10 protein-coding genes are annotated in these 13922 nt (G+C 60.5%); 5 read left to right on the top strand and 5 right to left on the bottom strand.

The window, feature by feature from the left end:
• Positions 1–2: 2 nt before the first annotated feature.
• Genes F8N43_RS17580 through F8N43_RS17570 form a run of 3 tightly spaced genes read left to right on the top strand, consistent with a single transcriptional unit; the run spans position 3 to position 3586 of the window.
• Positions 3–920 carry a putative 2-dehydropantoate 2-reductase gene (locus tag F8N43_RS17580; protein ID WP_150633208.1) on the top strand — a complete coding sequence of 306 codons (918 nt, stop codon included), beginning with the start codon at positions 3–5 and terminating at the stop codon, positions 918–920.
• 45 nt (positions 921–965) lie between these two features.
• The gene (locus F8N43_RS17575; RefSeq protein ID WP_150633209.1) at positions 966–3002 is read left to right on the top strand and encodes a sensor histidine kinase; all 2037 of its coding nucleotides are present in this window, start codon (positions 966–968) and stop codon (positions 3000–3002) included.
• Between the two features lie 2 nt (positions 3003–3004).
• The gene (locus tag F8N43_RS17570; RefSeq protein ID WP_150654095.1) at positions 3005–3586 is read left to right on the top strand and encodes a cob(I)yrinic acid a,c-diamide adenosyltransferase; all 582 of its coding nucleotides are present in this window, start codon (positions 3005–3007) and stop codon (positions 3584–3586) included.
• A 121-nt stretch (positions 3587–3707) separates the two neighbouring features.
• Here F8N43_RS17570 and F8N43_RS17565 read toward each other — a convergent pair whose 3' ends face one another.
• The 4 genes from F8N43_RS17565 to secA form a co-directional block, all read right to left on the bottom strand.
• Positions 3708–4658 carry a Nudix family hydrolase gene (locus tag F8N43_RS17565; RefSeq protein WP_150654094.1) on the bottom strand — a complete coding sequence of 317 codons (951 nt, stop codon included), beginning with the start codon at positions 4656–4658 and terminating at the stop codon, positions 3708–3710.
• Positions 4655–5287, bottom strand: coding sequence for a glutathione S-transferase family protein (locus F8N43_RS17560; RefSeq protein WP_150639434.1), 633 nt, complete (start codon positions 5285–5287; stop codon positions 4655–4657). Before F8N43_RS17560 ends, F8N43_RS17565 begins: the two co-directional genes overlap by 4 nt.
• 137 nt (positions 5288–5424) lie before the next feature.
• A complete protein-coding gene (argJ, locus tag F8N43_RS17555) occupies positions 5425–6642 on the bottom strand; it encodes a bifunctional glutamate N-acetyltransferase/amino-acid acetyltransferase ArgJ (RefSeq protein ID WP_150633213.1) in 1218 nt (405 codons plus the stop codon).
• Positions 6643–6764: 122 nt separating this feature from the next.
• Positions 6765–9500, bottom strand: coding sequence for a preprotein translocase subunit SecA (secA, locus tag F8N43_RS17550; RefSeq protein ID WP_150633214.1), 2736 nt, complete (start codon positions 9498–9500; stop codon positions 6765–6767).
• Positions 9501–9807: 307 nt separating this feature from the next.
• Between secA and F8N43_RS17545 the strand changes: the two genes are divergently transcribed.
• Complete coding sequence (locus tag F8N43_RS17545) at positions 9808–10263, top strand: DUF721 domain-containing protein (protein ID WP_017340487.1); 456 nt, start codon at positions 9808–9810, stop codon at positions 10261–10263.
• 57 nt (positions 10264–10320) lie between these two features.
• Here the strand turns inward: F8N43_RS17545 and F8N43_RS17540 are convergent, their stop codons facing one another.
• Positions 10321–11808, bottom strand: a complete 1488-nt coding sequence (locus F8N43_RS17540) for a helicase HerA-like domain-containing protein (protein ID WP_150654093.1) — start codon at positions 11806–11808, stop codon at positions 10321–10323.
• Positions 11809–11982: 174 nt separating this feature from the next.
• Here F8N43_RS17540 and F8N43_RS17535 point away from each other — a divergent pair, with 174 nt between their 5' ends.
• Complete coding sequence (locus F8N43_RS17535) at positions 11983–13872, top strand: methyl-accepting chemotaxis protein (protein WP_150654092.1); 1890 nt, start codon at positions 11983–11985, stop codon at positions 13870–13872.
• The last annotated feature ends 50 nt before the right edge of the window (positions 13873–13922 follow it).

Raw genomic sequence — 13922 nt, 5'->3', positions numbered from 1 at the left:
TGATGTCCACCACCTGGCATGTTCTGGGCGCCGGCAGCCTCGGCACCTTGTGGGCCACCCGTCTGGCGCGCGCCGGGGTACCGGTCAGACTGATCCTGCGGGATACGCCGCGCTTACAGGCTTATCAGGCCGCGGGGGGCTTGACGCTGGTGGAGCACGGTGAAGCAACAACGTATGCCATCCCCGGCGAGACGACCGACAACAATGAGCCGATCAATCGCCTTCTGGTGGCCTGCAAAGCCTACGATGCCGAGCAGGCCGTGGCCCGACTGGCACCACGCCTGGCGCCCGGCGCCGAGCTGATTTTGTTGCAGAACGGGCTCGGCAGTCAGGACGCGGTCGCCGCCCAAGTTCCGCAGGCACGCTGCATTTATGCTTCGAGCACCGAAGGCGCGTTTCGCGACGGTGACTGGCGCGTAGTGTTCGCGGGTCACGGTTACACCTGGTTGGGGGATGCCGGTCATCCCGTGGCGCCGATCTGGCTGGATGACGTGAGCGCCGCCGGAATTCCTCACGAATGGAGCACCGACATTCTTACAAGGCTATGGCGAAAACTCGCACTCAACTGTGCGATCAATCCGCTGACGGTGCTGCACGATTGCCGCAACGGCGGATTACAGGACCATCATTGTGAAGTCGCCACCCTCTGCGGCGAACTGACTGAGGTGCTTGAACGCTGCGGTCAGCCCGCAGCGGCCGAGGACCTCCAGCAGGAAGTCGAGCGGGTGATTCACGCCACCGCGGCCAATTTCTCCTCGATGTATCAGGACGTCGCGAATCGGCGCCGAACCGAAATCAGCTATCTGTTGGGCTATGTCTGCAAAGTGGCTTCGCGACACCAGCTGAACCTGCCGCACCTCAATCAGCTTGAAGCACGGTTGATCGCCCATCTGCACAGCCTTGGATTGCCCAGCGACTGAGCAGCGGCTACGCTGGCCACTTGTTCCTTTTCAGCGATAAACCTGATGCCATTGCGCCAGCGCCTTGAAAACCTTCCCGTCGGCCAGAAATTGCTGGCCGCCCTGCTGGTGCTGTTGACCACCGTTCTGCTGGTCGCCAACCTGACCTTTATCAGCGCCGCGTACTACATTTCCCAGGAAAGCATGGCCCCCCAGGCCTTGCAGACCATCGGCCGACTGGTGTCCAACCCGAGTCTGGTGGCTGAAGCGCTGCAGTCGCCACAAAATGCCGAACGGCTGCTCAATGAGCTCAACAGTTATTCACCGCTGCGCGCGGCAGCCCTGTATGACGGCAAGGGCGAAAGACTGGCGCAGTTGCAGCGCGGCGATCATTTGGGCCTGCCGGAGCGTTACCGCCACATCGAGTCCTGGCAAGCCACCGAATTTCGCAGCAATCAAGTGATCACCCTGCCCCGCCCCGGCACCGCGCCGGGCCACCTGTTGTTGGTCGCCAGCAGCGAACTGCCGATGGCCTTCTACACCGGGACCCTGACCGCCAGCCTCGGCATTCTGATCTTCAGCGTGCTGTTGTGGCTGGTGATCGCCCGGCAGATCAAACGCCTGATTACCCGGCCGATCCATCAACTCGAAGAACTGTCCCGGCAAGTTACCCGGGAAGAGAACTACGCCCTGCGCGCCTCACGCGGCAATCATGACGAAATCGGCAGTCTGGCCGAGGCGTTCAACACCATGCTCTCGCGCATCGAAGCACGGGAGCAGCAACTCAAACGGGCACGGGACGATTCCCAGGCCGCTTACGATCAGGCCCAGGGCCTGGCCGAAGAGACCCGCCACACCAACCGCAAACTGGAACTCGAAGTCCAGGTGCGCAGCAAGATCGAGAAGAAACTCACCGGGTTCCAGAATTACCTCAACAGCATCATCGATTCCATGCCCTCGGCGTTGATTGCCCTCGACGAGCAGCTCTACGTGACGCAGTGGAATCAGGAGGCCAGCGCCCTCTCCGGTACGCGCCTCGACGAAGCGCTGAATCAGCCGATCTTTCTCGCCTTCGAACCGCTCAAGCCGTTTCTGCCGCAGCTCAAACAGACCGTCGAGCAGCACACGGTGGCGAAGATCGAACGCGTGACCTGGTTCAAGGACGAAGAGCCCAAGCATTACGCCCTGACCTTCTACCCTCTGATGGGCGGTGCCGGTCGTGGCGTGGTGATCCGGATCGATGACATCACCCAGCGCCTGTCCCTGGAAGAAATGATGGTGCAATCGGAAAAAATGCTCTCGGTCGGTGGCCTCGCCGCCGGCATGGCCCACGAAATCAACAACCCGCTCGGCGCGATCCTGCACAACGTACAGAACATTCGCCGACGCCTGTCCCCCGAACTGCCGAAAAACCTCGAACAGGCGGAGCATGTCGGCATCGAACTGGACACGGTCAACGAGTACCTGAAGGCACGTGAGGTGCCGCAGTTGCTCGATGGCATTCAACAGGCAGGCGCCCGGGCGGCGAAAATCGTCACCCACATGCTCAGCTTCAGCCGCCGCAGCACCCGGCAAATGGCGCCCTGCGATTTGCCGGCGCTGATTGATCAAGCCGTGGAAATCGCCGGCAACGACTTTGACCTGGCAATTGGCTTCGACTTCAAGGGCCAAGCGATCATTCGTCAGTTCGATCCCGCTCTGGGCCCGGTGCCGGGCACCGCCAACGAACTTGAACAGGTGCTGCTCAACCTGCTGAAAAACGCCGCGCAAGCCATTCACCAGCGCGAGGACGGCTGCGAGCCGGGACGGATCATCCTGCGCACGAAGCTGAATCCGCCGTGGGCGGAAATCCAGGTCGAGGACAACGGCATCGGCATGAGCGAAAACGTGCGCAAACGCACCTTCGAACCGTTCTTCACCACCAAGGAAATCGGCCAGGGCACCGGGCTTGGCCTGTCGGTTTCGTATTTCATCATCACCAACAACCACAAGGGTCAGATGGAAGTGCAATCGACCCTGGGCCAGGGCACGTGTTTCACCTTGCGCCTGCCGTTGACGAGCACCCCGCTCGTTTCTCAAGAACTCAATCAGCTTTCGAGGTAACCATGGGCTTTCGCTTGTCGAAGATTTACACCCGCACCGGCGACAAAGGCGAAACCGGGCTGGGCGACGGCCGTCGCGTGCCCAAGGATCACCCGCGAATCGAGGCCATTGGCGAAGTCGATACACTGAACAGCCAGGTCGGCGTGCTGTTGGCCGGGCTGGAAGTGGAATGTGTCCGGTTTCCAGGATTGAACGAAGTGATCGAGGTGTTGGCGCCTTGCCAGCATCGGCTGTTCGATCTGGGCGGAGAGCTGGCGATGCCGGTGTATCAGGCGTTGAATGCGACGGAAATTGAACGCCTGGAAGCGGCGATCGATGTGTGGAATGAAGAGTTGGGGCCACTGGAGAATTTCATTCTGCCGGGTGGTTCGGCGCTGATTGCCCAGGCGCATGTGTGCCGAAGCCTGGCGCGCAGTGCCGAGCGACGGTGTCAGCATTTGAATGCCGTCGAGCCGTTGACCGGGGTTGGGTTGGCCTATATCAATCGGCTGTCGGACTTGCTGTTTGTGGCGGCGCGGTTGATCGCCAAACGGCAGGGGATTGCGGAGATTTTGTGGCAGCCGGCGGTGAAGCCTGAGATTTAGTCGGCGCCTCCAAGGACGCCTTCGCGGGCAAGCCCGCTCCCACAGTGATCGGTGTCGTACACAAAATCTGTGAACGCCACTGAACCTGTGGGAGCGGGCTTGCCCGCGATGAGGCCCGTAATTACACCAAAGAATCAGGCCAGAACGCGCGAATCCCCGCCACACCTTGAGCACCTGCCGCCCAAGCTTTATCAACCTGTGCAGGCCCAACACCACCCAGCAAGAACACCGGTTTGCTGAAGCCTTCAATCAGAGTCGAAGCCTGCTCCCAACCCAACGGCTGAGCCCCCGGGTGCGTCAAGGTCGGCTGCACCGGCGACAAGGTCACAAAGTCCACGCCCATCTGCTCGGCCAGCGCCAGTTCTTCAGCGTTATGACAGGACGCCGCCAACCAGCGCGACGCCGGTAGCGGACGACCGGCCGCCGCGTATTTGCGCAGCTGTGCCGAGGTAATGTGCCAACCGGCCGACGGGAAATCGCCCAGCCATTCGAATGGCCCCTTGATCATCAACTGCGCCTTGCCGGCGCACAGCCCCGCCGCGTCCACCGCCAGATCGCGGTATTTCGGGTCGTAGCCATTGGGCGCCCGCAGCTGGATCAACTTGATGCCGTTGGCGACGGCCTTCTGGATACCACGCAGCAGGGCCGGGGTTTCCAGATCGTCGGGGGTAATCAAATACTGTGCAGGCAACCGCGCGGCTGCAACGATCGGCTGGTTGGCCGCCGGGAAATCGTAATTCAACAGATCACGGGGCGCGACCCACTCTAAAGGCTGGCCTTCGGCGCCATGCGGTTCGCCGGTGAAGGCCGAAACCTCCCAAACATCCAGCAACACCTGCTTATCCGGGTAGTCGTGTTGAACCTTGATAAGCGGTCGCGCGACATCGACGACGATGCCCAACTCTTCGTGAAGCTCACGGCCAAGCGCCGTGGTCACGGACTCGTCGGCCTCGACCTTGCCACCGGGGAACTCCCACAAACCGCCCTGATGCTGAGTGTCGGCACGCCGGGCAATAAGGATCTTGCCGCTGTTATCGCGTATGACGGCGGCCGCTACGTGTACTCGTTTCACTGTCCGACCTCCTCCAGACCTGCCTTTTGCCACGCCTTGAAAGCCGGCCATTGGTAGATCGTTTCGACGTAGGCCTCATCCGTCGCCGGCAACTTCACCTGGTAGGTGCGCAGGCGCACGGCAATGGGTGCGAAGAAGGCATCGGCAAGGGTCGCACGGCCAAACAGGAATGGACCGGTTTCGGTCGCGGCTGCCCGACACTCGGCCCACAACGCCAACATGCGCTCGATATCCGCCTGCACGTCGGTCGGGACCGGCGACAGCGGTGCATCGCGGCTCAGGTCAAACGGCATGTTGCCGCGCATGGCGAAGAAACCGGCATGCATCTGTGCGCACGCCGAACGTGCCTGGGCGCGGGCGGCGACGTCTTTGGGCCAGAGCCCGGCCTCAGGAAATTGTTCGGCCAGGTACTCGGCAATCGCCAGGGAATCGGCAACGGTGCCGTGCTCGGTTTTCAGCAGCGGGACCTTGCCGGTCGGCGAATGCTTGAGCAGACGTTCACGGGTGTCCGGCTGGTTCAGCTTGATGAGTTCTTCGGTGTACGGAGCGCCGGCCAGATCGAGGGCCAGTGCGCCGCGCAGGGACCAGGAGGAAAGCAGTTTGTCGCCGATGATCAGGTGGAGGCTCATGTTCGGGACCTTTTGATGAGGGGTACAGACCAGCAACTTGAGTGTCTGGTCTGCCGTCATCGCGGGCAAGCCCGCTCCCACAGGATTTGCGCTAACCCTGTGGGAGCGGGCTCGCCCGCGAAGGGGGCGAATCGGTCTTAAGTACGGTATTCGGCGTTGATCTTCACGTATTCGTGGGACAGATCGGTGGTCCAGATGGTTTCGCTGCAGTCGCCGCGACCCAGTTCGATACGGATGGTGATCTCTTCCTGCTGCATCACTGCTGCGCCCTGAGCTTCGGTGTAAGTCGCAGCGCGCGCGCCACGGCTGGCGATGCAGACTTCGCCGAGGAACACGTCGATCTTGCTCACGTCCAGGTTTGGTACGCCGGCACGGCCAACGGCAGCCAGAATGCGGCCCCAGTTCGGGTCGGAGGCGAACAGCGCGGTCTTGATCAGCGGCGAGTGCGCCACGGTGTAGCCGACGTCCAGGCATTCCTGGTGATTGCCGCCGCCGTTGACTTCAACGGTGACGAACTTTGTCGCGCCTTCGCCGTCGCGAACGATGGCCTGGGCCACGTCCATGCACACTTCGAACACAGCCTGCTTCAGCTTGGCGAACAACTCACCGCTCGCTGAGGTGATTTCCGGCAGCGCAGCCTGACCGGTGGCGATCAGCATGCAGCAATCGTTGGTCGAGGTGTCGCCGTCGATGGTGATGCGGTTGAACGACTTGTTGGCGCCGTCCAGCAACAGGTTTTGCAACACGTCGCGGGAGACTTTGGCGTCAGTGGCGATGTAGCCGAGCATGGTGGCCATGTTCGGCCGGATCATCCCCGCGCCTTTGCTGATCCCGGTAACGGTGATGGTCACGCCGTCATGCTGAAACTGGCGGCTGGCGCCCTTCGGCAATGTGTCGGTAGTCATGATGCCGGTGGCGGCCGCTTCCCAGTTGTTCACCGACAGGTCGTCGAGAGCCGCTTGCAGCGCGCCTTCGATCTTTTCGACCGGCAGCGGTTCGCCGATCACGCCCGTGGAGTACGGCAGCACCAGGCTGGCATCGACGCCGGTCAGTTCCGCCAGTTTCGCGCAGGTGCGCTCGGCGGCGGCCAGGCCAGGTTCGCCAGTGCCGGCGTTGGCGTTGCCAGTGTTGGTCAGCAGGTAACGCACCGGGCCTTGCACGCGCTGCTTGGCCAGGATCACCGGAGCGGCGCAAAAGGCGTTGAGGGTAAACACGCCCGCCACGGTGGAACCTTCAGCGCAGCGCATGACCACGACATCCTTGCGCCCCGGGCGCTTGATGCCGGCCGAGGCGATACCGAGTTCAAAACCGGCAACCGGGTGCAACGTTGGCAAAGGACCAAGACCAACAGCCATGAATGCGCTCCTTAATAAATGATGTCAGCACCGCTTTCAGGAAGAACGGTGGTGTAAATGGCAAAACGCCGCGACGGCTGATGCCGGTCGCGGCGCGGGTATTTCAGCGTATGAAACGGGTTTTACTGGATCTGCCCGTGGCAATGCTTGAATTTCTTGCCCGAACCGCAATAGCACAGCTCGTTACGGCCCAGCTTCTGCTCGTTGCGAACCGGTGCGGTGGCGAGGGCCACATCGACTTCTTCACCGAGCAGTTCGGGTTGCTCGAGACCCGGTGCTTCGTCGTGCTGGAACTGCATGCGCGCTGCCAGTGCTTCGGCTTCCTGGCGCAGGCGCTGCTCTTCTTCGATCGGATCTTCGCGGCGAACCTGGACGTGCGACAGCACACGGATAGAGTCGCGCTTGATCGAATCCAGCAGCTCGGAGAACAGCGTGAACGACTCGCGCTTGTACTCTTGCTTCGGGTTCTTCTGCGCATAGCCACGCAAGTGGATGCCGTGACGCAGGTGGTCCATGGTCGACAGGTGGTCTTTCCACAGGTCATCCAGCACACGCAGCACGATTTGCTTCTCGAAGGTGCGCAGCGCATCGGCGCCCGCCTGGTCTTCTTTTTCGTTGTACGCCGCAATCAACTCCTGCATCAGTTTCTCGCGCAGGGTCTCTTCGTACAGGTGATCGTCTTCGTCGAGCCATTGCTGGATCGGCAGCGCCACACCGAAGTCGCTCTGCAACGCCGCTTCCAGACCGGCCACGTCCCACTGCTCAGGCAGCGATTGCGGTGGAATGTGTGCGCTGACTGTCGCGTTGAGTACGTCCTGACGGAAGTCGGCGATGGTTTCACCGATGTTGTCGGCGGCCAGCAACGTGTTGCGCATGTGATAGATCACTTTACGCTGTTCGTTGTTGACGTCGTCGAACTCCAGCAGTTGCTTGCGGATGTCGAAGTTGCGGCCTTCAACCTTGCGCTGGGCCTTCTCGATGGCGTTGGTCACCATGCGGTGCTCGATCGCTTCACCGGACTGCATGCCCAATGCTTTCATGAAGTTCTTCACCCGGTCAGAGGCGAAGATGCGCATCAGGCTGTCTTCCAGCGACAGGTAGAAACGGCTGGAACCGGCGTCACCCTGACGACCGGCACGACCACGCAACTGGTTGTCGATACGGCGCGATTCATGACGTTCGGACGCAATCACCTGCAAACCGCCCGACTCGAGCACTTGCTGGTGACGTTTCTGCCAGTCGGCCTTGATCTGGGCAATCTGCTCCGGCGTCGGGTCTTCCAGAGACGCGACTTCCACTTCCCAGTTACCGCCCAACAGGATGTCGGTACCACGACCGGCCATGTTGGTGGCGATGGTCAGCGCACCCGGACGACCGGCCTGGGCAATGATCTCGGCTTCTTTTTCGTGGAACTTGGCGTTCAGGACCTTGTGCTCGATACCTTCCTTCTGCAGCAGCGCAGACATGTGTTCGGAAGTTTCGATGGTCGCAGTACCCACCAGTACCGGACGGCCCTGAGTCATGCATTCCTTGATGTCGTTGATGATCGCCGCGTATTTCTCGTCGGCAGTCAGGAACACCAGGTCGTTGTAGTCTTTACGCGCCAAAGGCTTGTTCGGCGGGATGACCATGACCTGCAGGCCGTAGATCTGATGGAATTCGAACGCTTCGGTGTCTGCGGTACCGGTCATGCCGGACAGCTTGTTGTACAGACGGAAGTAGTTCTGGAACGTGGTCGACGCCAATGTCTGGCTTTCGGCCTGAATGTTCAGGTTTTCCTTGGCTTCGATAGCCTGGTGCAGACCTTCGGACAAACGGCGACCCGGCATGGTACGACCGGTGTGTTCGTCGACCAGGACAACCTGACCGTCCTGCACGATGTATTCAACGTTGCGGTTGAACAGCTTGTGCGCACGCAGGCCGGCATAAACGTGGGTCAGCAAGCCCAGGTTGTGCGCCGAATACAGGCTCTCGCCTTCAGCCAGCAGGCCGACGCGGGTCAACATGTCTTCGATGAACTGGTGACCGGCTTCGTTGAGCTCGACCTGACGGGTCTTCTCGTCGACGGTGTAATGGCCAGCCTTGGTGACTTCGCCTTCGACTTCTTCGACATGCAATTCAAGCTGCGGGATCAGTTTGTTGATCTCGATGTACAGCTTCGAGCTGTCCTCGGCCTGACCGGAAATGATCAGCGGGGTACGGGCTTCGTCGATGAGGATGGAGTCGACTTCGTCGATCACGGCAAAGTTGAGTTCGCGCTGGAATTTTTCTTCCATGCTGAACGCCATGTTGTCGCGCAGGTAGTCGAAACCGAATTCGTTGTTGGTGCCGTAGGTAATGTCGGCGGCGTAGGCCAGACGTTTCTCTTCCGGCGGCTGGAATGGCGTAACCACACCGACCGTCATGCCGAGGAATTCGTAGAGCGGACGCATCCAGTTGGCGTCACGGCGGGCCAGGTAATCGTTCACAGTAACCACGTGCACGCCTTTGCCGGACAGCGCGTTGAGGTAAACACCCAGTGTGGCCACCAGGGTCTTGCCTTCACCGGTACGCATTTCCGCGATCATGCCTTCATGCAAGGTCATGCCGCCGATCAGCTGGACATCGAAGTGGCGCATACCCATGACGCGCTTGCCGGCTTCCCGGGCGACCGCAAAGGCTTCCGGCAGCAGCTTGTCGAGGGTTTCCCCTTTGGCGATGCGGGCCTTGAACTCATCTGTCTTGGCACGCAATTGATCGTCCGAAAGGGCCACCATTTGCTCTTCGAAGGCATTGACGAGTTGCACCGTCTTGAGCATGCGTTTGACTTCACGCTCGTTCTTGCTTCCAAAAAGTTTCTTTAACAAAGGCGCAAACATATCGGCAGGATCTTCCACACTAAAGGGATGGAGGGCGGCCCCGTGAGTCGCCCGTGCAGCCCTCATGGCCGCATGCGAACGAGCATTCTACCCGGAAACGATGGTGAGGAAAGTGGCGTTATTCCACGATGCATGCACTGCGCTGTAACGGGGCTCACTTAAAATAAGGGCTTTTTGCTGAACTTCAAGCCAGTTACAGCAGAAGTTACTTGTTGATTTAATGGGTAAAGCGCGCGCAAAGCAATGGGTCGGGTGCATCCGGTGCTTTCTGCTACCATGGCGGCTCTGTTACTTCAGGTGTCTGATCATGGCATTTCGCCCTCTTACGGCCAGAGCACCCGCCGTTCTGCTTCGCGAAGCCAAACCGCTGAAAGCCATTTTTGGCCACGCTCAACGCCTGGGTCATTTACAACGTCTGCTCGAAAGCCAATTGCAGCCCGCCGCCCGCGAGCATTGCCATGTGGCGTCGTGGCGCGAAGGCAGTCTGTTGTTGATTGTCACTGACGGTCATTGGGCAACTCGCCTGCGCTATCAACAGAAGCGTCTGCAACGGCAGTTGCAGATGTTTGATGAGTTCGCCAGCCTGACCCGGATTCTGTTCAAGGTACAACCACCGACCGTTCAGCAAGGGGCGGCGGGGCATACCATCAGTTTGTCCAGCGATGCCGGCGCGACCATTCAGGCAACGGCTGAGGGGATCAGTGATCCGAATCTGCGGGCGGCGCTGGAGCGACTGGCGGCTCACGCCAAACCAAAAGACTGACATCTAACCCATGTGGGAGCGAGCAGGCTCGCTCCCACATTTGACCGTGCCCGCTTGCTAGCGGCGCTTGCTGCCGCCGAGCAGCGAGCCCATCAACCCCCGCACCAACTGCCGCCCCAACTGATTGGCCGCCTGTCGCATCGCCGATTTCAACGCCTGCCCCGCCGCCGTGCCGAGGAATTCCCCCGCCTTGTCGGTGAAGCTCGGTTCCTCTGGTGCAGGTTTGCCCGGCGCCGGTTCGGCTTCTGGCGCCAAGCCTTTGCGCCCCATCAGCACTTCATAGGCCGATTCGCGGTCCACCGGTTTGTCATACCGCCCTTTGAACGGCGAGCCGGCGATCAGCACGGTGCGCTCGGTTTCACTCAGCGGTCCGATCCGCGATTGCGGCGGCGCGACCAATACGCGCTGGACCATTTCCGGCGTGCCCTTGTCCTGCAACGTGCCGACCAGCGCCTCGCCAATCCCCAGTTCGGTCAACACCGACAAGGTGTCGAACGCCGGGTTTGGCCGGAAACCATCGGCCACCGCACGCAGGGATTTCTGCTCCTTGGCGGTGAACGCACGCAAGCCATGCTGGATGCGCAGGCCGAGCTGCGCCAGCACGTCATCCGGCAAATCGCCCGGCGATTGGGTGACGAAATACACGCCCACGCCTTTCGAGCGAATCAACCGCACGACTTGCTCCAGTCGCTCCTGCAACGCCTTCGGCGTATCGGCGAACAACAAATGCGCTTCGTCGAAAAACAGCGCCAGCAGCGGTTTGTCGGCATCGCCGCGCTCCGGCAGTTGCTCGAACAGTTCAGCCAGCAGCCACAGCAGGAACGTCGCATAGACTTTCGGCGCCTCATGCACCAGACGACTGGCATCGAGCAAGTGAATGCGCCCACGCCCCTCGGCGGTGGGTTGCAGAATGTCTTCGAGTTGCAGCGCGGGCTCGCCGAACAAGGCTTCAGCGCCTTGTTGCTCCAGGGTCGCCAATCGACGCAACAGGGCCTGGCTGGAACCCGTGGTCATCAACGCGGCGTCATCGCCCAGCGATTCGGGGTGGTCACGCAGGTGATTGAGCAGCGCCTTCAGATCCTTCAAGTCCAGCAGCAACAGGCCTTCGCGGTCCGCGACTTTGAACGCCGCATACAGCGCCGATTGCTGGCTGTCGGTCAACTCCAGCAGGGCGCCAATCAACAGCGGCCCCATTTCGCTCAAGGTTGTACGCAATGGATGACCGGACTGACCTTGTATGTCCCACAAGGTGACCGGGTACGCCTGCGGCGTGTGATTCAGCCAGGGCATCCCGGTGATACGCTCGGCAATTTTGCCTTGAGGGTTGCCGGCCGCGCCAAGACCACACAGGTCACCTTTGATATCCGCCGCAAACACGGCCACGCCAGCATCACTGAACGCTTCGGCCAGTTTTTGCAGGGTGACGGTCTTGCCGGTCCCCGTTGCGCCCGCGACCAGTCCATGACGATTCGCCAGACGCATGGCCTGGGCGATCGGTTGCCCCGCGAGATCGGCACCGATAACAAGTTGAGAGGAATCAGGCATTTGGTCACCTTTGGTTAATCTTTGATCCTGCGCGGCCGATATAAAAGACTGAAAAGCCTCGGTAATCCCCCTAAGGAGAGGACGGAAATATCAGCTTGTTTTCATGACCGCCCACAGTGCGCTTCCTTATAAAAGCACGCCTTGGGCATTAAGACCTTAGCGGAACCCCAAGCCATGAACAAAAACCTGCGCTTCAGCCATAAAATCCTGCTTGCCGCCGCCCTCATCGTCATTGCCGCGTTCGCCTCGTTCACGCTGTACAACGACTATCTGCAGCGCAACGCCATTCGCAAGGACCTGGACAACTATCTGCAAGAAATGGGCAGTGTGACTGCCAACAATATCCAGACCTGGCTGACCGGCCGCAGTCTGCTGGTCGAAAACCTCTCACAGAACGTCGCGCTGAACGCTGAAATCGGCAACGTCTCCAAGTTGCTGGAGCAGAAGGCGATGGCGTCGACGTTCATGGGCGTTTATCTGGGCAACAAGGATGGCACCTTCATCATTCGCCCGGACAGCAAAATGCCGGACGGTTATGACCCGCGCGCCCGCCCTTGGTACAAAAGTGCCCAAAGCACCAGCGGCTCGGCACTGACCGAACCCTACATCGATCTGGCGTCTGGCCAACTGGTCATTTCCATCGTCAACAGCGTGCTCAAGGACGGTCAAAATATCGGTGTGGTCGGTGGTGACCTGAGTCTTCAAGTGATCGCCGACAGCCTGAATGCGCTGGACTTCGATGGCATGGGCTATGCCTTTCTGGTCAGCGCCGACGGCAAGATCCTGGCGCACCCGGACAAAGCGCTGGTGATGAAGTCCCTGACCGAGGCGTATCCGAAAAACACGCCACGCATCAGCAGCGACTTCAGTGAAGTCGAAGCCGATGGCAAAACCCGCATCGTCACCTTCACCCCGATCAAAGGCCTGTCTTCCGTCAACTGGTACATCGGTCTGTCGGTGGATAAAGACAAAGCCTTCGCGAAGCTCAGCGAATTCCGCGCCTCGGCGGTCGTTGCGACCGTCATTGCGGTCGCGATCATCATCGCCTTGCTGGGCATGTTGATCCGCATCCTGATCCAGCCGCTGCATGTCATGACCCGCGCCATGGCCGATATCGCCGATGGTGAGGGCGACCTGACCAAACGCCTGACTATCCAGAACAACGATGAATTCGGTTTGCTCGGCACCGCGTTCAACCGTTTCGTGGAGCGCATCCACACCTCGATCCGCGAAGTGTCTTCGGCTACCGGCCAGGTCAACGAAGTGGCGCTGCGCGTAGTCGCCGCGTCCAACTCGTCGATGTACAACTCCGACCAGCAAGCTTCGCGCACCAGCAGCGTCGCCGCCGCCATCAATCAGCTCGGTGCCGCTGCGCAGGAAATCGCGCGCAACGCCGCCCAGGCGTCGAGTCAGGCCAGCGATGCCCGCAGTCTCGCCGAAGACGGCCAACAAGTGGTGGATCGCAGCATTGTCGCGATGAACCAACTGTCGAGCATGCTCAGCGCTTCGAGTACCAACATCGAATCGCTGAACAGCAAAACCGTGAACATCGGGCAGATTCTCGAAGTGATCACCAGCATTTCCCAGCAAACCAACCTGCTGGCGCTCAACGCCGCGATCGAAGCGGCCCGTGCCGGTGAAGCCGGGCGTGGTTTTGCCGTGGTGGCGGATGAGGTGCGCAATCTGGCGCACCGCACGCAGGAATCGGCGCAGCAGGTGCAGACCATGATCGAGGAGCTGCAAGTCGGCGCCCGCGAATCCGTCAGCACCATGAGCGACAGCCAGCGCCACAGTCAGGACAGCGTGGAAATCGCCAACCTGGCGGGCGAACGCCTGAACAGCGTGACGTTGCGTATTGGCGAGATTGACGGGATGAACCAGTCCGTGGCGACGGCGACCGAGGAACAGACGGCGGTGGTCGAGTCGATCAATGTCGACATCACCGAGATCAATACGCTGAACCAGGAAGGCGTGGAAAACCTGCAATCGACGTTGCGGGCGTGCTCGGACCTGGAACAGCAGGCGGCACGTCTCAAGCAGTTGGTAGGTAGTTTCAGGATTTAAGTCGCTCTTGCGGGCCCCTTCGCGGGCAAGCCCGCTCCCACAGTGATCTC

This window comes from Pseudomonas fluorescens (genome assembly GCF_902498065.1).
Taxonomy (GTDB): Bacteria; Pseudomonadota; Gammaproteobacteria; order Pseudomonadales; family Pseudomonadaceae; genus Aquipseudomonas; species Aquipseudomonas fluorescens_BJ.
This window is presented reverse-complemented; position numbering and strand designations above follow the sequence as displayed.